At 55.3% G+C, this 21,106-nt stretch carries 18 protein-coding genes; all 18 read left to right on the top strand.

The genetic code is table 11. The annotated features are described in order from the left end of the window. On the top strand, nt 1-2,163 hold the full coding sequence (gene wzc / locus ACB496_RS14065; RefSeq protein WP_107703264.1) for a tyrosine-protein kinase Wzc: 2,163 nt from the start codon (nt 1-3) through the stop codon (nt 2,161-2,163). A gap of 83 nt (nt 2,164-2,246) precedes the next feature. Continuing rightward, nucleotides 2,247-3,089: a colanic acid biosynthesis glycosyltransferase WcaA gene (gene wcaA / locus ACB496_RS14060; protein WP_371972883.1), complete on the top strand. Its 843-nt coding sequence runs from the start codon at nt 2,247-2,249 to the stop codon at nt 3,087-3,089. Nucleotides 3,090-3,091: 2 nt separating this feature from the next. After that, nucleotides 3,092-3,580, top strand: a complete 489-nt coding sequence (gene wcaB, locus ACB496_RS14055) for a colanic acid biosynthesis acetyltransferase WcaB (protein ID WP_102104145.1) — start codon at nt 3,092-3,094, stop codon at nt 3,578-3,580. Further along, nucleotides 3,577-4,794, top strand: a complete 1,218-nt coding sequence (wcaC, locus tag ACB496_RS14050) for a colanic acid biosynthesis glycosyltransferase WcaC (RefSeq protein WP_107703265.1) — start codon at nt 3,577-3,579, stop codon at nt 4,792-4,794. Before wcaB ends, wcaC begins: the two co-directional genes overlap by 4 nt. Then, nucleotides 4,769-5,989: a colanic acid polymerase WcaD gene (gene wcaD / locus ACB496_RS14045; RefSeq protein ID WP_100779610.1), complete on the top strand. Its 1,221-nt coding sequence runs from the start codon at nt 4,769-4,771 to the stop codon at nt 5,987-5,989. Before wcaC ends, wcaD begins: the two co-directional genes overlap by 26 nt. Nucleotides 5,990-6,005: 16 nt before the next feature. Then, nucleotides 6,006-6,752 carry a colanic acid biosynthesis glycosyltransferase WcaE gene (wcaE, locus tag ACB496_RS14040; RefSeq protein WP_100779611.1) on the top strand — a complete coding sequence of 249 codons (747 nt, stop codon included), beginning with the start codon at nt 6,006-6,008 and terminating at the stop codon, nt 6,750-6,752. Between the two features lie 15 nt (nt 6,753-6,767). Further along, on the top strand, nt 6,768-7,316 hold the full coding sequence (wcaF, locus tag ACB496_RS14035; protein WP_102104095.1) for a colanic acid biosynthesis acetyltransferase WcaF: 549 nt from the start codon (nt 6,768-6,770) through the stop codon (nt 7,314-7,316). Between the two features lie 25 nt (nt 7,317-7,341). Continuing rightward, nucleotides 7,342-8,463: a GDP-mannose 4,6-dehydratase gene (gene gmd / locus ACB496_RS14030; RefSeq protein ID WP_100779613.1), complete on the top strand. Its 1,122-nt coding sequence runs from the start codon at nt 7,342-7,344 to the stop codon at nt 8,461-8,463. A gap of 3 nt (nt 8,464-8,466) precedes the next feature. Then, nucleotides 8,467-9,432, top strand: coding sequence for a GDP-L-fucose synthase family protein (locus ACB496_RS14025; RefSeq protein WP_100779614.1), 966 nt, complete (start codon nt 8,467-8,469; stop codon nt 9,430-9,432). 2 nt (nt 9,433-9,434) lie between these two features. Next, complete coding sequence (locus tag ACB496_RS14020; protein WP_371972882.1) at nt 9,435-9,914, top strand: GDP-mannose mannosyl hydrolase; 480 nt, start codon at nt 9,435-9,437, stop codon at nt 9,912-9,914. Then, nucleotides 9,911-11,134 carry a colanic acid biosynthesis fucosyltransferase WcaI gene (wcaI, locus tag ACB496_RS14015; protein WP_371972881.1) on the top strand — a complete coding sequence of 408 codons (1,224 nt, stop codon included), beginning with the start codon at nt 9,911-9,913 and terminating at the stop codon, nt 11,132-11,134. The genes ACB496_RS14020 and wcaI overlap by 4 nt, the downstream gene beginning before the upstream one ends. A gap of 3 nt (nt 11,135-11,137) precedes the next feature. Further along, nucleotides 11,138-12,574: a mannose-1-phosphate guanyltransferase gene (gene cpsB, locus ACB496_RS14010; RefSeq protein WP_100779617.1), complete on the top strand. Its 1,437-nt coding sequence runs from the start codon at nt 11,138-11,140 to the stop codon at nt 12,572-12,574. 110 nt (nt 12,575-12,684) lie between these two features. Further along, nucleotides 12,685-14,055: a colanic acid biosynthesis phosphomannomutase CpsG gene (gene cpsG, locus ACB496_RS14005; protein ID WP_371972880.1), complete on the top strand. Its 1,371-nt coding sequence runs from the start codon at nt 12,685-12,687 to the stop codon at nt 14,053-14,055. A gap of 48 nt (nt 14,056-14,103) precedes the next feature. Next, nucleotides 14,104-15,498: an undecaprenyl-phosphate glucose phosphotransferase gene (wcaJ, locus tag ACB496_RS14000; RefSeq protein WP_100779619.1), complete on the top strand. Its 1,395-nt coding sequence runs from the start codon at nt 14,104-14,106 to the stop codon at nt 15,496-15,498. A 32-nt stretch (nt 15,499-15,530) separates the two neighbouring features. After that, on the top strand, nt 15,531-17,009 hold the full coding sequence (gene wzxC / locus ACB496_RS13995) for a colanic acid undecaprenyl disphosphate flippase WzxC (protein ID WP_102104089.1): 1,479 nt from the start codon (nt 15,531-15,533) through the stop codon (nt 17,007-17,009). A 19-nt stretch (nt 17,010-17,028) separates the two neighbouring features. Next, nucleotides 17,029-18,309, top strand: coding sequence for a colanic acid biosynthesis pyruvyl transferase WcaK (gene wcaK, locus ACB496_RS13990; protein WP_371972879.1), 1,281 nt, complete (start codon nt 17,029-17,031; stop codon nt 18,307-18,309). Then, nucleotides 18,306-19,526, top strand: a complete 1,221-nt coding sequence (gene wcaL / locus ACB496_RS13985; protein WP_371972878.1) for a colanic acid biosynthesis glycosyltransferase WcaL — start codon at nt 18,306-18,308, stop codon at nt 19,524-19,526. The genes wcaK and wcaL overlap by 4 nt, the downstream gene beginning before the upstream one ends. 11 nt (nt 19,527-19,537) lie before the next feature. Further along, entirely contained in the window at nt 19,538-20,929 is a 1,392-nt protein-coding gene (gene wcaM / locus ACB496_RS13980) for a colanic acid biosynthesis protein WcaM (protein WP_123427441.1), read from the top strand. Nucleotides 20,930-21,106 lie beyond the last annotated feature (177 nt).

Below are 21,106 nucleotides of genomic sequence, written 5' to 3'. Positions count from 1 at the left end.
ATGACAGAAAAAACAAAACCTTCTGCCGCCCCGATCTCGGGCAGTGATGAAATTGATATTGGCCGTCTGGTCGGGACGGTGGTCGAGGCGCGCTGGTGGGTGCTGGGCATTACCGCGGTTTTTGCCATCGCCGCCGTGATCTACACCCTGTTTGCTACGCCTATCTACAGTGCCGATGCGCTGGTGCAGATCGAGCAAAACTCCGGTAACTCACTGGTGCAGGATATCGGTTCAGCGCTGGCGAATAAGCCACCGGCGTCCGATGCGGAAATCCAGTTGATTCAGTCGCGCATGGTCCTCGGTAAAACCGTTGACGATCTCGACCTGGATATCGCCGTTAGCAAAAACACCTTCCCGGTGTTTGGTGCCGGTTGGGACCGACTGATGGGGCGTCAAAACGATACCGTTAAAGTCACCACCTTTACCCTGCCAAAAGGTTCGGCGGATCAGGTGTTCACCCTGACGGTGCTCGGCCCTAAGCAGTATGAACTGACCAGCGATGCGGGCTTTAGCGCACGCGGCGAAGTGGGGCAGTTGCTGTCTAAAAACGGTGTCACCATGATGGTCAGCGCCATTCAGGCGGCTGAGGGCGGTGAATTTACCGTCAGCAAATTTTCAACGCTTGGCATGATCAACAATCTGCAAAACAACCTGACCGTCACCGAAAATGGCAAAGACACGGGAGTGTTGAGCCTGAGCTTCACCGGTGAAGATAAGGAGATGATCCGCAACGTCCTCAACAGCATTACTCGTAACTACCTTGAGCAGAACGTGGAGCGCAAGTCGGAAGAGGCGGCGAAGAGCCTCGCTTTCCTCGCGAAACAGCTGCCGGAAGTGCGTACCCGTCTGGATGACGCGGAGAATAAACTTAACGCCTATCGCCAGCAGAAAGACTCCGTCGATCTGCCGCTGGAAGCGAAATCGGTGCTCGATTCGATGGTTAACATCGATGCCCAGTTAAACGAGCTGACCTTCAAAGAAGCGGAAATCTCCAAGCTTTACACCAAACGCCACCCGGCTTACCGCACGCTGCTGGAAAAACGCCAGGCGCTGGAAGATGAGAAATCGAAACTCAACAACCGCGTCACCGCGATGCCGAAAACCCAGCAGGAAATTGTGCGACTAACGCGCGATGTGGAGTCGGGCCAGCAGGTGTACATGCAGCTGCTGAATAAACAGCAGGAGCTGAAAATCACCGAAGCCAGTACCGTCGGTGACGTGCGCATCGTTGACTCCGCTATCACACAGCCTGGCGTGCTGAAACCGAAGAAAGCGCTGATCATTTTCGGCAGCATTATTCTCGGCCTGATGCTCTCCATCGTTGGTGTGCTGCTGCGCTCCCTGTTTAACCGCGGTATCGAAAGCCCGCAGGTCCTCGAAGAGAACGGTATCAGCGTCTATGCCAGCATTCCGCTGTCGGAATGGCAGAAATCCCGCGATAGCGTCAAAACGGTCAAAGGGGTCAAACGTTACAAACAGAGCCAGCTGCTGGCCGTGGGTAACCCAACGGATCTGGCGATTGAAGCGGTGCGCAGCCTGCGTACCAGCCTGCACTTCGCCATGATGCAGGCCAAAAATAACGTCCTGATGCTCACCGGGGTCAGCCCGTCGATTGGTAAAACCTTCGTGTGTGCCAACCTCGCGGCGGTAATCAGTCAGACCAACAAACGCGTGCTGCTGATCGACTGCGATATGCGCAAGGGCTACACCCACGAATTGCTCGGCACCAACAACGTCAACGGTCTGTCGGAAATTCTGCTCGGCAAAGGGGAGATCAGTCAGTGCGCCAAGCCGACCTCCATTACCAATTTTGACCTTGTGCCGCGCGGCCAGGTGCCACCGAATCCGTCCGAACTGCTGATGAGCGAACGTTTCGCGCAACTGGTGAAATGGGCGAGTGAACACTACGACCTGGTGCTGATTGATACGCCGCCAATTCTGGCCGTCACCGACGCCGCGATTGTGGGCCGCCACGCCGGGACCACCCTGATGGTGGCGCGCTATGCGGTGAACACCCTGAAAGAGGTGGAAACCAGCCTGAGTCGCTTCGAGCAGAACGGCATCGAAGTGAAAGGGGTGATTCTGAACTCCATCTTCCGCCGCGCAACCGGGTACCAGGATTACGGGTATTACGAGTACGAATATAAGTCTGACAGTAAATAATCGTTTTCCCTCACCCTAACCTTAATTCCCTCTTCCATCGGGAGAGGGCAGGGGTGAGGGCAACAAGCCATCCGGGGAATAAAATGACAACACCACGCCCTTTGATCTCCATCTATATGCCAACCTGGAATCGTCAGCAGCTGGCGATCCGCGCGATTAAATCGGTTTTACGTCAGGACTACAACCACTGGGAATTGATCATCGTGGATGATTGCTCGTCATCCTTCGAGCAGCTGCAAAAATTCGTCACCGAGCTGAACGATCCGCGTGTGATGTATACCCACAACGCCATCAACTCCGGGGCGTGCGCGGTGCGCAACCAGGCGATTTTGCAGGCGAAAGGGGAGTTCCTGACCGGAATCGATGACGACGACGAGTGGACGCCCAACCGTCTGTCGACCTTCCTGGCGCGTAAACATCAGCTGGTCACCCACGCGTTTCTGTATGCCAACGACTATGTCTGCCAGGGCGAAGTTTACTCCCAGCCTGCCAGCCTGCCGCTGTACCCGAAATCACCTTACTCGCGCCGTCTGTTTTACAAACGCAATATCATCGGCAACCAGGTCTTTACCTGGGCATGGCGCTTCAAAGAGTGCCTGTTCGATACGGAACTGAAAGCGGCGCAGGACTACGACATTTTCCTGCGCATGGTGGTGGAGTATGGCGAACCCTGGAAAGTGGATGACGCCACGCAAATTCTGCACATCAATCACGGTGAAATGCAGATCACCTCATCGCCGAAAAAATTCTCCGGCTACTTCCACTTTTATCGCAAGCACAAGGACAAGTTCGACCGTGCCAGCCGTAAATATCAGCTGTTTACCCTCTATCAGATCCGCAATAAGCGCATGAACTGGCGCACGCTGTTGACGCTCTTTTCCGTGCGAAACACCAAGCGTCTGGCCGACGGGCTGCGGGGGAAATAATGATTCTGGAAGATTGCCGCGCAAACAGCTGGAGCCTGCGCCCGTGCTGCATGGTTCTGGCGTACCGCATCGCCCATTTCTGCTCCGTCTGGCGCAAGAAGAATGTGCTCAATAACCTGTGGGCAGCGCCGGTTCTGGTGCTGTACCGCATCATCACTGAATGCCTGTTTGGCTATGAAATCCAGGCGGCGGCCACCATCGGACGACGTTTTACCATCCACCACGGCTACGCGATCGTTATCAATAAATTCGTGGTTGCGGGTGATGATTTCACCGTTCGCCACGGTGTCACTATTGGTAACCGTGGCCCGGACAGCCTGGCCTGCCCGGTGATTGGCAACAACGTCGAGCTGGGGGCCAATGTGGTGATGATTGGTGAGATTACCGTTGGCAACAACGTCACTATTGGCGCGGGGAGCGTGGTGCTGGACAGCATCCCGGATAACGCGCTGGTGGTGGGTGAAAAAGCCCGCGTGAAGGTGTTGAAATGAATATTCTGCAATTTAACGTCCGTCTTGCCGAAGGCGGGGCGGCCGGTGTGGCGCTGGATCTGCATCAGCGTGCGCTGCAAAAAGGGTTCAAATCCCGCTTTGTGTATGGCTACGGCAAGGGCGGTAAAAAAAGCGTCAGCCACGATAATTATCCGCACGTCCTGAAGCAGACCCCGCGTCTGACATCGGTGGCCAACATCGCGCTGTTTCGTCTGTTCAACCGCGATCTGTTCGGCAATCTGAATAACCTCTACCGCACCGTGACACGTACTCCCGGCCCGGTGGTTCTGCATTTCCACGTTATGCACAGCTACTGGCTGAAACTCGAAGAGGTGGTTGCCTTTTGTGAGAACGTGCAGGCGCACAAGCCGGACACCACGTTTGTCTGGACCCTGCACGATCACTGGAGCGTCACCGGACGCTGCGCGTTCACCGATGGCTGCGAAGGCTGGAAAACGCACTGCCAGAAATGCCCGACGCTCAGCAACTATCCGCCGGTGAAAGTGGATCGCGCGCACCAGCTGGTGGCGGGAAAACGTCAGCTGTTCCGCGACATGATGGCCCTTGGCTGCCACTTTATCTCCCCGAGCCAGCACGTAGCGGATGCCTTTAACAGCCTGTATGGCGTCGGGCGCTGCAAAATTATCAATAACGGCATTGATGTGGCGACCGAAGACATTCTGGCGGAACTCACGCCGGTGGCAGTAACGCCGGGTAAGCCGAAAATTGCGGTGGTTGCGCACGATCTGCGCTACGACGGCAAAACCAATCAACAGCTGGTGCGCGACATGATGGCGCTCGGCGACAAAATTGAGCTGCACACCTTCGGCAAATTCTCGCCGTTTGAAGGGCCGAACGTGATTAATCACGGCTTTGAAACGGATAAACGCAAGCTGATGAGCGCCCTGAACGGCATGGACGCGCTGGTGTTTAGCTCTCGCGTGGACAACTACCCGCTGATTTTGTGCGAAGCACTCTCCATCGGCGTGCCGGTGATCGCCACCCACAGCGACGCCGCACGCGAAGTGCTGGAGAAATCAGGCGGGAAAACCTTCAGCGAGCACGAAGTGCTGCCGCTGGTACAACGACCAAAAGCCGAGATCGCGCAGGCTGTTTTTAACACCAGCCTGGAATCGTTCCGCAACCGCAGCCGCAAGGCTTACAGCGGTGAACAGATGCTGGAGGAGTATGTCTCGTTCTATCAGAATCTGTAGCTACCTGCTGTTGCCGCTGATCTATCTGCTGGTTAACGTCAAAATTGCCCAGCTGGGCGAAAGCTTCCCGATCACCATCGTGACTTTCTTACCGCTTTTGTTGCTGCTCTATGTCGACAAAATTAGCGTGAAGAAACTGATGATTGCCCTGGGGCTGGGGTTTGGCTTAACGGCATTTAACTACATCTTTGGTCAGTCGCTGGATGCCAGCAAGTACGTCACCTCTACCATGTTATTTGTCTATATCGTCATTATTATTGGCATGGTGTGGAGTATTCGGTTTAAAACTATTTCGCCGCACAATTATCGGAAAATCCTTAGGTTCTTTTATATTGCCGTTGCGTTCATTGTTATGCTTGCCGCGATGGAAATGGCGCAAATTATTTTGACCGGCGGCAGTAGCCTGATGGAGATGATTTCGAAATATCTGATTTACAGTAATAGCTATGTTCTGAACTTCATTAAATTTGGCGGTAAACGCACCACTGCGCTTTATTTTGAACCGGCGTTTTTTGCTCTGGCACTAATCTCAATTTGGCTCAGCATCAAACAGTTTGGTATCAAAACCCCTAAGACCGATGCTATGATTCTTGCAGGGATTGTTCTGTCAGGCTCTTTCTCCGGGGTAATGACATTTATCTTGTTTTACCTGCTGGAGTGGGCCTTTCAGTACCTGAATAAAGACGCGATTAAGAAAAAACTACCCCTGGCTATCATTTCATTAGCCGTATTTTTAGTGGGTATTGTTTTTGCATTCCCCTACATCGCCACGCGTCTCGGTGATTTAGGTACGGAAGGTTCGTCATCATATTATCGTATCATTGGGCCACTGGTGATGGTGGGGTATTCATTAACCCATATTGATGGCGTAGTCAGATTTGGCTCACTTTACGAATATGTTGCATCATTCGGAATCTTTAACGGTGCGGATGTCGGTAAAACCATAGACAATGGGCTGTATCTGTTAATTATTTACTTTTCTTGGTTCGCCGTACTGTTAACAGCATGGTACCTGTTTAAAGTGTTCAAAATGATGATTAACGCGTTTGGTGATAATCAGAATTTCCGTGTGCAGCTTTATCTTTTTACGCCGGTGTCGCTGTTTTTTACCGGGTCAATATTTAGCCCGGAATATGCATTCTTAATTGTCTGTCCGTTTATTCTGCGCAAAGCGCTTAATATTACGAACGTATGACGAAACGAGGTGGTTTATGTTTCTTAGCGTCATTACAGTCGCTTTTCGCAATCACGAAGGGGTCGTCAAAACCTGGCGCTCGCTGCGCAATCTGGCCCGCGATCCCAGCCTCACGTTTGAATGGATTGTGGTCGACGGCGGCTCTGACGATGGCACAGCGGAGTTTCTGGAAAAACTCAACGGTGAGTTCAACTTACGTTACATCAGCGAGAAAGATAAAGGCATTTACGATGCGATGAATAAAGGCATCGACATGGCGCAAGGGCGCTATGCGATCTTCCTTAATTCCGGTGATGTTTTCCACGACGATGTGGCGCTGTTTGCCCGTCAACTGTCGCGTCAGAAAGAAGAAGCGATGTTTATCGGTGATGCGCTGCTCGATTTCGGCGATGGCACAAAAATTCGTCGTAGCGCCAAAAGCGGCTGGTATATCTACCACAGTTTGCCTGCCAGCCATCAGGCGATTTTCTTCCCGACGGCGGGCCTGAAAAAACACCCGTACGATTTGCAGTATAAAGTGTCATCTGATTATGCACTGGCCGCCAGTCTGTATAAATCCGGTTATCCGTTCCGTCGAATTAAAGGGCTGGTATCGGAATTCTCGATGGGTGGTGTGTCAACCTCGAATAATCTGGAATTATGCCAGGATGCTAAAAAAGTCCAGCGCAACATATTGCGCGTACCGGGCTTCTGGGCGGAATTATCCTATTTATTACGTCTGAAAACGACGGGCAAAACGAAAGCCTTATATAACAAAGCCTGAATATAAGGAAAGGTGATGCAGGATCTCAGTGGTTTTACCGTCCCGAAAGGTTTTCGCGGTGGAAATGGAATAAAAGTGCAGCTGTGGTGGGCGGTACAGGCAACATTATTTGCCTGGTCACCGCAGGTGCTGTATCGCTGGCGAGCCTTTTTGCTGCGTTTATTTGGCGCAAAAATTGGAAAAAATGTGGTTATTCGCCCGTCCGTGAAAATTACCTATCCATGGAAATTAACCCTCGGGGATTACGCCTGGGTGGGTGATGACGCGGTGTTATATACCCTGGGCGATATTACGATTGGCGCTCACTCTGTGGTGTCACAAAAGTGTTATTTGTGCACCGGCAGTCACGATTTTATGAGTCAGCATTTCGATATTAACGCCACGCCTATTGTGATTGGCGAAAAATGCTGGCTGGCGACAGATGTTTTTGTTGCACCTGGTGTTTCTGTTGGCGATGGCACCGTTATTGGCGCCCGCAGCAGCGTTTTTAAATCGCTACCGGCAAATAAGATTTGCCGTGGCAACCCCGCAGTGGTGATACGCGAACGCGTTGAAACTGATTAAATTCGATAAGTAGAGGAATATAAACATGTCTAAAGTCGCTCTCATCACCGGCGTTACCGGGCAGGATGGTTCTTATCTGGCGGAGTTTCTGCTGGAGAAAGGGTATGAAGTTCACGGCATTAAACGCCGCGCTTCTTCGTTCAACACCGAACGTGTGGACCACATCTATCAGGATCCGCATGCTGCAAACCCGAAATTCCATCTGCACTACGGCGACCTGACCGACAGCTCCAACCTTACCCGTATCCTGCAGGAAGTGCAGCCGGATGAAGTCTACAACCTGGGCGCAATGAGCCACGTGGCTGTCTCCTTCGAATCCCCGGAATACACCGCAGATGTCGATGGCATGGGCACGCTGCGCCTGCTGGAAGCTATCCGCTTCCTGGGTCTGGAAAAGAAAACCCGTTTCTACCAGGCATCCACCTCTGAGCTGTACGGCCTGGTGCAGGAAATCCCACAGAAAGAGACCACGCCGTTCTACCCGCGCTCTCCTTACGCTGTCGCCAAACTCTACGCTTACTGGATCACCGTGAACTACCGCGAATCCTACGGCATGTACGCCTGTAACGGCATTCTGTTCAACCACGAATCCCCACGCCGTGGCGAAACCTTCGTGACCCGTAAAATTACCCGTGCGATCGCTAACATCGCGCAGGGCCTGGAATCCTGCCTGCACCTCGGCAACATGGACTCCCTGCGTGACTGGGGCCATGCGAAAGACTACGTGAAAATGCAGTGGATGATGCTGCAGCAGGACAAACCGGAAGATTTCGTGATTGCCACCGGCGTGCAGTACTCCGTGCGTCAGTTCGTTGAAATGGCAGCCGCACAGCTCGGTATCAAACTGCGCTTTGAAGGCACTGGCGTTGAAGAGCGTGGTGTGGTGGTTTCTGTAACTGGTCACGATGCACCGGGCGTGAAACCGGGCGACGTGATTGTTCAGGTTGACCCGCGTTACTTCCGTCCTGCGGAAGTGGAAACCCTGCTCGGCGACCCAACCAAAGCGCACGAAAAACTGGGCTGGAAACCGGAAATCACTCTGCAGGAGATGGTCTCTGAAATGGTTGCCCACGATCTCGAAGCAGCGAAAAAACACTCCCTGCTGAAGTCCCATGGCTACGAGGTTGCCATCGCGCTGGAGTCCTGAGTCATGACCAAACAACGTATTTTTGTCGCCGGTCATCGTGGAATGGTGGGATCGGCCATCGTTCGCCAGCTGGAACAGCGTGGCGATGCAGAGCTGATTCTTCGCACCCGCGACGAGCTGAACCTGCTTGACAGCCAGGCGGTGCAGCAGTTCTTTGCTAACGAACGCATTGACCAGGTGTATCTGGCGGCGGCGAAAGTGGGCGGCATTGTCGCCAACAACAGCTACCCGGCGGATTTCATCTACGAAAACATGATGATTGAGAGCAACATCATTCACGCGGCGCATCTGCACAATGTGAATAAGCTGCTGTTCCTCGGCTCATCCTGTATCTACCCGAAGCTGGCCAAACAGCCGATCGCTGAGAGCGAGCTGCTGCAGGGCACGCTGGAAGCGACGAACGAGCCGTATGCCATCGCCAAGATTGCCGGGATCAAACTGTGCGAGTCCTATAACCGCCAGTATGACCGCGACTATCGCTCGGTGATGCCAACCAATCTGTACGGCCCGCACGATAACTTCCACCCGAGTAACTCGCACGTGATCCCGGCGCTGCTGCGCCGCTTCCACGAAGCGACCGCCGCCAACACGCCTGATGTGGTGGTGTGGGGCAGCGGGACGCCGATGCGCGAATTCCTGCATGTGGATGACATGGCTGCCGCCAGCATTCACGTGATGGAGCTGGATCGCGAGGTGTGGGCTGAAAACACCCAGCCGATGCTGTCGCACATCAACGTTGGCACCGGCGTGGATTGCACCATTCGCGAACTGGCGCAGACCATCGCCCAGGTGGTGGGTTACAAAGGCCGCGTGGTGTTCGATGCCACTAAGCCCGACGGCACACCGCGTAAATTGCTGGACGTGACGCGTCTGCATCAGCTCGGCTGGTATCACGAAGTGTCGCTCGAACAGGGACTGGCCAGTACGTACCAGTGGTTCCTGGAAAACCAGCATCGCTTCCGGGGGTAATCATGTTTTTAAGTCAGGAAGATTTTGCCACGGTAGTCCGCTCCACTCCGCTGATCTCCATTGATTTGATCGTGGAGAACGAACGCGGTGAGTTTCTGCTCGGTAAACGCACCAATCGCCCGGCGCAAGGGCTCTGGTTTGTTCCGGGAGGACGCGTGCAAAAGGATGAGACGTTAGACACTGCGTTTGAACGTCTCACCCTGGCGGAGCTGGGGCTGCGTCTGCCGATGGCGGCAGGCCAGTTTTACGGGGTTTGGCAGCACTTCTATGACGATAACTTTTCCGGCACCGGTTTTAGCACCCATTACGTGGTGCTCGGTTTTCGCCTGAAGGTGAGTGAGGCAGACCTGCGTCTGCCTGATTCTCAGCACGACGATTACCGCTGGCTGGAACAGGCCGCGCTGCTGGCCAGTGACAACGTTCACGACAACAGTCGCGCCTACTTCCTGGCGGAACGTCAGGCTGAGGTGCCGGGACTATGAAGATTTTGGTCTACGGCATCAACTACTCGCCGGAGCTAACCGGTATCGGTAAGTACACCGGTGAGATGGTCGAATGGATGACCCGTCAAGGTCACGAGGTGCGGGTCATTACGGCCCCGCCTTACTACCCGGAATGGAAAGTTGGCGAGCGCTACTCCAGCTGGCGCTATCGCCGCGAGCAGGGGGACGCGACCGTCTGGCGCTGCCCGCTGTATGTGCCAAAACAGCCCTCGACGCTAAAACGCCTGCTGCATTTGGGAAGCTTTGCTCTGAGCAGTTTCTTCCCGCTGATGGCCCAGCGTCGCTGGAAGCCGGATCGCATTATTGGCGTGGTGCCGACGCTGTTTTGCACGCCAGGCATGCGCCTGCTGGGCAAACTCTCTGGCGCACGCACTCTGCTGCACATTCAGGATTATGAAGTCGACGCGATGCTCGGCCTCGGTATGGCCGGGAAAGGCAAGGGCGGGAAAGTCGCGAAACTGGCCAGCGCCTTTGAGCGCAGCGGCCTGCATAACGTCGATTACGTCTCAACCATCTCGCGCTCGATGATGAACAAAGCGCAGGAGAAGGGCGTCCCGGCGCAGAAAGTGATCTTTTTCCCAAACTGGTCCGAAGTGGCGCGTTTTCGCGACGTAACGGAGAGCGATGCGCTGGCGTTACGTGCCCAGCTCGGTCTGCCTTCTGATCAAAAAATCATTCTTTACTCAGGCAACATCGGGGAAAAACAGGGGCTGGAGAGCGTTATCGACGCCGCGCAGCAGCTTCGCAATCACCCGTGGATGTTTGTGATTGTCGGGCAGGGCGGTGGCAAAGCCCGGCTTGAGAAAATGGTCAGCGAACGCGGCCTGAACAACGTGAAGTTTTTCCCGCTTCAGTCTTATGAGGCGCTGCCAGCCCTGCTGAAGATGGGCGATTGCCACCTGGTCGTGCAAAAGCGCGGCGCCGCAGATGCGGTTCTGCCCTCCAAGCTGACCAACATTTTGGCCGTCGGCGGCAATGCGGTCATCACCGCCGAGCCGGAGACCGAGTTAGGCCAGCTGTGCGACAGCTATCCGGGGATCGCCGTTTGCGTTGAGCCGGAGTCGGTAACGGCGCTGGTCGCCGGAATTGAACAGGCTCTCGCCATGCCAAAAGAGAACACGGTGGCACGTGATTATGCCGAACGCACGCTCGAAAAAGAGAACGTGCTTAGCCAATTTATTGCAGATATACGGGGATGAATAATGAGTCAGAATAAATTGTACCCGGTCGTGATGGCGGGTGGCTCCGGTAGTCGGTTGTGGCCGCTGTCCCGCGTGCTCTATCCCAAGCAGTTCCTCTGCCTGAAAGGGGAACTCACCATGCTGCAAACGACGGTTTCTCGTCTGAACGGCGTGGAGTGCGAAAGTCCGGTGGTGATTTGCAACGAGCAGCACCGCTTTATTGTCGCCGAACAGCTGCGTCAGCTGAATAAGCTGACGGAGAACATCATTCTGGAACCGGCAGGCCGTAATACCGCCCCGGCGATCGCTCTGGCGGCACTGGCCGCGCGACGCAGCAGCCCCGATTGCGATCCGCTGATGCTGGTGCTGGCGGCTGACCATGTGATTCAGCAGGAAGACGCCTTCCGTAACGCGGTGCGCGCCGCGATTCCTTACGCCGAAAGCGGCAAACTGGTGACCTTCGGCATCGTGCCGGATCTCCCGGAAACCGGCTACGGCTATATCCGTCGCGGCGACGTAACGACCGGAGAAGGCGACAGCGTGGCCTTTAACGTGGCGCAGTTTGTCGAAAAACCGAATCTGGAAACTGCTCAGGCCTATGTCGGCAGCGGCGAATACTACTGGAACAGCGGAATGTTCCTGTTCCGCGCCGGGCGCTATCTGGAAGAGCTGGAAAAATATCGCCCGGATATTCTCCGCGCCTGCGAAAAAGCGATGGCGGTGGTAGACCCGGATCTCGACTTTATCCGCGTGGATGAAGCGGCGTTCCTCGCCTGTCCGGAAGAGTCCGTGGATTACGCGGTAATGGAACGCACGGCGGACGCGGTGGTGGTGCCGATGGATGCGGGCTGGAGCGACGTCGGCTCATGGTCCTCTCTCTGGGAAATCAGCGCCCATACGGCGGAAGGCAACGTCCATCATGGCGATGTCATCAGCCATAAAACCGAAAACAGCTATGTCTATGCGGAATCTGGCCTGGTCACCACGGTCGGCGTCAAAGATCTGGTGGTGGTACAGACTAAAGACGCGGTGCTGATTGCCGACCGTAACTCCGTCCAGGACGTCAAAAAAGTTGTTGAGCAGATTAAAGCCGATGGCCGTCATGAGCATCACATTCACCGCGAAGTGTACCGTCCGTGGGGCAAATATGACTCCATCGACGCGGGCGATCGCTATCAGGTGAAGCGCATTACCGTGAAACCGGGCGAGGGGCTTTCTGTGCAGATGCATCATCATCGCGCGGAACACTGGGTGGTGGTCGCGGGGACGGCGAAAGTCACCATTGATGGTGAGATCAAACTGCTTGGCGAAAACGAATCTATCTATATTCCGCTGGGCGCGACGCACTGTCTGGAAAACCCAGGAAAAATTCCTCTCGATCTGATCGAAGTGCGATCCGGCTCCTATCTGGAAGAGGACGATATTGTCCGGTTCCAGGATCGGTACGGGCGGGTTTAGCACCGGTTAACAATGCCCGGTGGCATGGCGCCATCCGGCTAATAACGACAACGATAATTTTTGGCCACTTTCTGGTCAGGGCTGACTGTTGCCTGAAGAAGGGTAAAAACATGAATAAGTTAACCTGTTTCAAAGCCTACGATATTCGCGGCAAATTGGGTGAAGAGCTGAATGAAGATATCGCGTGGCGCATTGGCCGCGCGTACGGCGAATACCTGAAACCGAAAACCATTGTGCTCGGCGGCGATGTGCGTCTCACCAGTGAAGCGCTGAAACTGGCGCTGGCGAAAGGGCTGCAGGACGCCGGTGTGGATGTGCTTGATATCGGCCTGTCCGGCACCGAAGAGATCTATTTCGCCACTTTCCACCTGGGCGTGGACGGCGGCATCGAAGTCACGGCCAGCCATAATCCGATGGATTACAACGGCATGAAGCTGGTGCGCGAAGGCGCGCGCCCGATCAGCGGCGACACTGGGCTTCGCGACGTGCAGCGTCTGGCGGAAGCCAACGACTTCCCGCCGGTGAACGAGGCCGCGCGCGGCAGCTATCAGCAGATTGATCTGCGCAACGCGTATATCGACCATCTGCTGGGATATATCAACGTGGCAAACCTCAAGCCGCTGAAGCTGGTGATTAACTCCGGCAACGGCGCGGCGGGTCCGGTGGTGGACGCCCTTGAAGCCCGTTTTAAGGCGCTGAACGTGCCGGTCACCTTTGTGAAAGTCCACAACATCCCGGATGGCAACTTCCCGAACGGGATCCCGAACCCGCTGCTGCCAGAGTGCCGCGACGATACCCGCAACGCGGTAATCGAGCACGGCGCGGATATGGGGATTGCCTTTGACGGCGATTTCGACCGCTGCTTCCTGTTCGATGAAAAAGGCCAGTTTATCGAGGGCTATTACATTGTCGGCCTGCTGGCTGAAGCCTTCCTTGAGAAAAACCCGGGGGCGAAAATCATTCATGACCCGCGTCTCTCCTGGAACACCGTCGATGTGGTCAGCGCTGCGGGCGGCACGCCGGTGATGTCGAAGACCGGTCACGCGTTCATTAAAGAGCGCATGCGCGAAGAAGACGCCATTTACGGCGGCGAGATGAGCGCCCATCACTACTTCCGTGATTTTGCCTACTGCGACAGCGGGATGATCCCGTGGCTGCTGGTGACCGAGCTGCTGTGCCTGAAGGGGCAGACCCTGGGCGAACTGGTGCGCGACCGCATGGCGGCGTTCCCGGCGAGCGGCGAAATCAACAGCAAGCTGGAACAGCCTGCCGAGTCTATCTCCCGCGTCGAGCAGCATTTTGCCCTGCACGCCCTCGAAATCGACCGTACGGATGGGATCAGCATGTCGTTCCCGCAGTGGCGCTTTAATTTGCGCTCGTCGAACACCGAGCCGGTGGTACGCCTGAACGTGGAGTCGCGTGCCGACGTTCCGCTGATGGAGGCACGAACGCAGGACATTCTGGCGCTGTTGAAACAGTGATCATTGCCCTCTCCCGATGGGAGAGGGAACCCGATAACAGGAACAACGATGACAAATCTAAAAAAGCGCGAGCGAGCCAAAACGAATGCATCGTTAATCTCTATGGTGCAGCGTTTTTCTGATATCACCATCATGTTCGGTGGGCTGTGGGTGGTGTGTCAGCTAAGCGACCTGTCGTTTTTATACATGCATCTGTTGATGGCGCTGCTGGCGCTGGTGGTCTTTCAGATGATCGGCGGGATGACCGATTTTTATCGCTCTTACCGTGGCGTCAAAATCACCACCGAGCTGATGTTACTTCTGCAAAACTGGACCTTAAGCCTGATTTTCAGCGCCGGGCTGGTGGCATTCAGCAGCGACTTTGATAACAGCCTGAAAACCTATCTTTGCTGGTACGCGTTAACCAGCGTCGGGATGGTGGTCTGCCGTTCCCTGATCCGCTTTATCGCAGGCTGGCTGCGTAACCGCGGCTATAACAAGCGTTACGTGGCGGTGGCCGGGGATTTACCCGTGGGTCAGGCGCTGCTGGACAGTTTTCGCAAAGAGCCGTGGCTGGGCTTCGACGTGGTGGGGGTGTATCACGATGCTAAACCGGGCGGCGTGACGTCGGACTGGGCGGGTAACTACGACCAACTGATCGAAGATGCGCGCGCGGGCAAAATTCACAACGTCTATCTCGCCCTGAAAATGAGCGAAGAGTCCTGTATCAAACACCTGATGCGTGAGCTGGCCGATACTACCTGCTCGGTGATCCTGATCCCTGACGTGTTTACCTTCAACATTCTGCACTCGCGTATTGAAGAAGTGAACGGCGTGCCGGTGGTACCGCTGTATGACACGCCGCTTTCCGGGATCAACCGTCTGCTCAAGCGCGCAGAAGATATCGTGCTCTCCTCTTTGATTTTGCTGCTGATCTCCCCGGTGCTGTGCGGCATTGCGCTGGCGGTCAAAATCACCTCGCCAGGCCCGGTGATCTTCCGCCAGACCCGCTACGGGATGGACGGCAAGCCGATCATGGTATGGAAATTCCGCTCGATGAAGGTGATGGAAAACGACAGGGTCGTGACTCAGGCCACGCAGAACGATCCGCGCGTCACCCGCGTGGGCAACTTCCTGCGCCGCACGTCCCTCGACGAACTGCCGCAGTTTATCAACGTGCTGACCGGCGGAATGTCGATTGTCGGGCCACGTCCGCATGCGGTGGCGCATAACGAGCAGTACCGTGCGCTGATCGAGGGCTACATGCTGCGTCACAAAGTGAAGCCAGGCATTACCGGCTGGGCGCAAATCAACGGCTGGCGCGGCGAAACCGACACGCTGGAAAAAATGGAAAAACGCATTGAATTCGATCTGGAATACATCCGCGAGTGGAGCGTCTGGTTCGATATCAAAATCGTGTTTCTGACCATCTTTAAGGGCTTTGTCAATAAAGCCGCGTATTAAGTGCCTGATGGAACAGGCTTAAAGGAGTGGTCATGAGTTTACGTGAAAAAACCATCAGCGGGGCCAAGTGGTCGGCGATGGCCACCATCATCATCATCGGCCTCGGGCTGGTGCAGATGACGGTGCTGGCGCGGATTATTGATAATCACCAGTTCGGCCTGCTGACGGTCTCGCTGGTGATTATCGCGCTGGCGGATACCCTGTCGGACTTCGGCATTGCCAACTCGATTATTCAGCGCAAAGAGATCAGTCATCTTGAACTCACGACGCTTTACTGGCTGAACGTCGGGCTGGGGATTGCGGTGTTTGTGGTGGTGTTTCTGCTGAGTGACGTTATCGGCGATGTGCTGAACAACCCGGATCTCGCGCCGCTTATCCGCACCCTGTCGTTTGCCTTTGTGGTGATCCCGCACGGTCAGCAGTTCCGCGCGCTGATGCAAAAAGAGCTGGAGTTCAACAAGATCGGCATGATCGAGACTACCTCGGTACTGGCAGGTTTTACCTTCACCGTGGTCAGCGCCCATTTCTGGCCGCTGGCGATGACGGCGATCCTCGGGTATCTGGTCAACACGGCGGTGCGTACGCTGCTGTTCGGCTTTTTTGGCCGAAAGATATACCGCCCCGGTTTTCACTTTTCGCTGGCGTCTGTCTCCTCCAATCTGCGTTTCGGCGCGTGGCTGACTGCCGACAGCATTATCAACTATGTGAATACCAATCTCTCCACGCTGGTGCTGGCGCGTATTCTCGGTGCCAGCGTCGCGGGTGGCTATAACCTGGCGTACAACGTGGCGGTTGTTCCGCCGATGAAACTCAACCCGATCATTACCCGCGTGCTGTTTCCGGCGTTCGCCAAAATTCAGGACGACACGGACAAGCTGCGCGTGAACTTCTACAAGCTGCTGTCGGTGGTGGGGATTATTAACTTCCCGGCGCTGCTCGGGCTGATGGTGGTCTCCAATAATTTTGTTCCGCTGGTGTTTGGCGAGAAGTGGAGCGGGATTATCCCGATCCTGCAGCTGTTGTGCGTGGTGGGCCTGCTGCGTTCCGTCGGTAACCCGATTGGTTCACTGCTGATGGCCAAAGCGCGCGTCGATATCAGCTTCAAATTCAACGTCTTTAAAACGTTCCTGTTTATTCCGGCGATTATCGTCGGTGGGCACATGGCGGGCGCGATTGGCGTAACGCTTGGCTTCCTGCTGGTGCAGATAATCAACACCGTGCTGAGCTACTTCGTGATGATTAAACCGGTGCTTGGCTCCAGCTATCGCCAGTACATCCTGAGCCTGTGGCTGCCGTTTTATCTGTCGCTGCCGACGCTGGCTGTGAGCTACGGATTAGGATTTGTACTCAACGGACATCTGCCGCTGGGCGCGTTGCTGGCGGTACAGATCGCCGCAGGTGCGCTGGCGTTTGTGGTGATGATTGTGCTGTCCCGTAATGCGCTGGTGGTTGAGATGAAGCGCCAGTTTTGTCGCAGCGAAAAAATGAAAACATTGCTTCGTGCAGGCTGATTTTTTTTAAGAGGTCATTATGAAATTACTGATTCTGGGCAACCATACCTGCGGCAACCGTGGCGACAGCGCCATTCTGCGCGGCCTGCTGGATGCCATTAACACACTCGAGCCTGAGACAGAAGTGGATGTGATGAGCCGCTATCCGGTGAGCTCGTCGTGGTTACTCAACCGCCCGGTGATGGGCGATCCGCTCTACAGCCAGATGAAACAGCACAACACCGCCGCAGGCGTTGTGGGCCGCGTGAAAAAAGTGCTGCGTCGCCGTTATCAGCATCAGGTGTTGCTGTCGCGTGTCACCGACACCGGCAAGCTGCGCAACATTGCTATCGCCCAGGGTTTTACCGATTTTGTGCGCCTGCTGTCGGGCTATGACGCCATTATTCAGGTTGGCGGGTCGTTCTTTGTAGATCTCTACGGCGTGCCGCAGTTCGAGCATGCGCTCTGCACCTTTATGGCGAAAAAGCCGCTGTTTATGATTGGCCACAGCGTCGGGCCATTCCAGGACCAGCAGTTTAACCAGCTGGCGAACTATGTGTTTGGCCACTGCGATGCGCTGATCCTGCGTGAATCCGTGAGTCTGGATCTGATGAAGCGCAGTGAAATTGATACCTCGAAAGTTGAGCACGGGGTGGATACGGCCTGGCTGGTGGATCATCAGAACGATAACTTTGAGGCCAGCTATGCGGTTCAGCACTGGCTGAACGTGGCGGCGAAACAGAAAACCGTGGCTATTACCCTGCGTGAACTGGCGCCGTTCGATAAGCGTCTGGGCACCACTCAGGCGGCTTACGAGCAGGCGTTCGCCGACGTGGTGAACCGCGTGCTCGACAGCGGCTATCAGGTGCTGGCGCTTTCCACCTGTACGGGCATCGACAGCTACAACAAAGATGACCGGATGGTGGCGCTGAACCTGCGCAACCTCGTGAACGATCCGTCGCGCTACCACGTGGTGATGGATGAGCTTAACGATCTGGAGATGGGCAAGCTGCTTTCCGCCTGCGACCTGACGGTGGGCACGCGCCTGCACTCTGCGATCATCTCCATGAACTTTGGCACACCGGCTATCGCCATCAACTATGAACACAAATCGGCGGGCATTATGCAGCAGCTGGGCATGCCGGAGATGGCGGTGGATATTCGACATCTGCTGGACGGTTCCCTGGGCGCGATGGTGGGCGATACGCTCGGTCAGCTTCCGGCAATTAATGAACGTCTGGCGCACGCGGTGAAAGCCGAGCGGGAAAACGGGATTAGCATGGTCAAATCCGTCCTCGATCGCATCGGGGAGGGCAAATGAAGGTTGGTTTCTTCTTGCTGAAATTCCCGCTCTCGTCGGAGACCTTTGTGCTGAACCAAATCACCGCGTTTATCGATATGGGATATGACGTGGAGATTGTCGCCCTGCAAAAGGGCGATACGCAGAATACCCATGCGGCCTGGACGCAGTATGATCTTGCGGCGAAAACCCGCTGGCTGCAGGATGAGCCACAGGGCCGCCTGGCGAAGCTGCGCTACCGTGCAGGCCAGACGCTGCGCGGGCTGCATCGCACATCAACCTGGCGGGCGCTCAATGTTTCCCGCTACGGCGCTGAAGCGCGCAACCTGATCCTCTCCTCGATTCGCGGGCAAACGGCCCGGCCATTTCGCGCTGATGTGTTTATCGCCCACTTTGGCCCGGCGGGCGTGACAGCGGCAAAACTGCGCGAGTTGGGAGTGATTGACGGCAAAATCGCGACCATCTTCCACGGGATCGACATCTCCAGCCATGAGGTGTTGAACCATTACACCGGTGAATATCAGCAGCTGTTTCGTCGCGGCGACATGATGCTGCCGATCAGCGAACTCTGGGCCGGACGGCTGAAAACCATGGGCTGTCCGTCCGATAAAATCACCGTGTCGCGGATGGGCGTGAACATGGAGCGCTTTACCCAGCGCCCGGTCAAAGTGCCGGGTAAACCGCTGCAAATTATCTCTGTGGCGCGTCTCACCGAGAAAAAAGGGCTGCACGTGGCGATTGAAGCCTGCCGTCAGCTCAGGGCGCGTGGGGTGGATTTTCACTACCGTATTCTCGGAATTGGCCCGTGGGAGCGCCGCCTGCGCACGTTGATCGAGCAATACCAGCTGGAAGGTTTTGTAGAGATGCCGGGCTTTAAGCCGAGTCATGAAGTCAAAGCCATGCTCGACGACGCCGATGTGTTCCTGCTGCCGTCCGTGACCGGTGCGGATGGCGATATGGAGGGAATTCCTGTGGCCCTGATGGAGGCGATGGCGGTGGGTATTCCGGTGGTCTCCACCGTGCACAGCGGCATCCCGGAGCTGATCGAGCCTGGCCATTCCGGCTGGCTGGTGCCGGAAAATAACGCGGTCGCGCTTGCCGACAGGCTGGCCGCGTTCAGCGATATCGACCAGCTGGAGCTGGCACCCGTGCTGCATAACGCGCGGCAAAAAGTCGAAACTGAATTTAATCAGCAGGTAATAAATCGTCAGTTAGCGAGCCTGTTACAAACGCTATAAGCCGAGGTGGTATGCTGAAAAAAATAACCCGACGCAACTTTGTGACCGCCTGCTCGCTGCTGGCCGCGACGCCGTTGCTCACGTCACGTCTCGCACGCGCGGCGGGCAGCGGCACGGTCGATATCAGTCAGTACAATCGCAAGGACTGGATCGCTGCTTTTAAGCAGGCCTTTGTCGACGGCGATACGGTGGTGGTTCCGGCGGGACTCACCTGCGAGAACATCAACACCGGGATATTTATCCCAGATGGCAAGACCCTGCTGATTCGCGGGGCGCTCACCGGCAACGGGCGCGGGCGCTTTGTGTTACAGGAGGGCAGCAAAGTGATCGGCGAAGGGAAGGGCCGCACGGAAAACATCACCCTGGATGTGCGTGGCTCTGACTGCGTGATTCAGGGGCTGGCGATGAGTGGCTTTGGCCCGGTGACGCAGATTTACATCGGCGGTAAAAAACCGCGGGTGATGCGGAATTTGCTGATCGATAACATCAGCGTGTCGCAGGCCAACTACGCCATTCTGCGTCAGGGATTCCATAATCAGGTCGACGGCGCGCGGATCACGAACAGCCGTTTCAGCCATTTGCAAGGCGATGCGATCGAATGGAACGTCGCCATTAACGACCGCAATATCCTGATCTCTGACCATGTGATCGACAATATCAACTGTACCAACGGCAAGATTAACTGGGGCATCGGTATTGGCCTCGCCGGAAGTACCTACGATAACGACTACCCGGAAAAGCAGACCGTGAAGAACTTTGTGGTGGCGAACATTACGGGCAGTAACTGTCGGCAACTGGTGCATGTGGAAAACGGTAAGCACTTTATTATTCGTAATGTGAAAGCCAAAAACATCACCCCGGATTTCAGTAAAAAAGCCGGAATTGATAACGCCACGGTGGCGATTTACGGCTGCGATAACTTTGTCATCGACAATGTTGATATGGTCAACAGCGCCGGGATGTTGATCGGTTACGGGGTGGTTAAGGGCGATTACCTGTCGATTCCGCAGAACTTCAGGCTCAACAATATCCGCCTGGATAATCGACAGCTGGCGTACAAATTGCGCGGCATACAGATTTCATCGGGCAACGCGACCTCGTTTGTCGCCATCACCAACGTGGAGATGCAGCGCGCGACGCTTGAGTTGCACAACAAACCGCAGCACCTGTTTTTACGCAACATCAACGTGATGCAGCAGGCGACAGTCGGTCCCGCGCTGAAGATGAATTTTGACCTGCGCAAAGACGTGCGCGGCAAGTTTATGGCGAAAGATGAGACGCTGCTCTCACTGGCGAATATCCATGCGGTGAATGAAAAAGGGCAGAGTTCGGTGGATATCGACCGGGTGGATCAGCAGGTGGTGAATGTGGAGAGGCTGAACTTCAAACTGCCCCACAGATAGAGTCTGCGTCAGCCATTTTGCGATTATTCTGTGTCAAAACTGTGACGTATTCGGACAACAACTACTGTAATTTGTGGGTCGAAAGCGTACCATCAGGTCCTGAATTACCGTAAAACATGCTGGCGAAAACGGGTTTAACAGCTATAATTCGGCAACCATTTTAAGGTGGAAGAAATA

Source organism: Lelliottia nimipressuralis, from assembly GCF_041464075.1.
Taxonomy (GTDB): domain Bacteria; phylum Pseudomonadota; class Gammaproteobacteria; order Enterobacterales; family Enterobacteriaceae; genus Enterobacter; species Enterobacter nimipressuralis.
The sequence above is the reverse complement of the archived record's forward strand: the minus strand, read 5'-3'. Positions and strand labels throughout refer to the sequence as shown.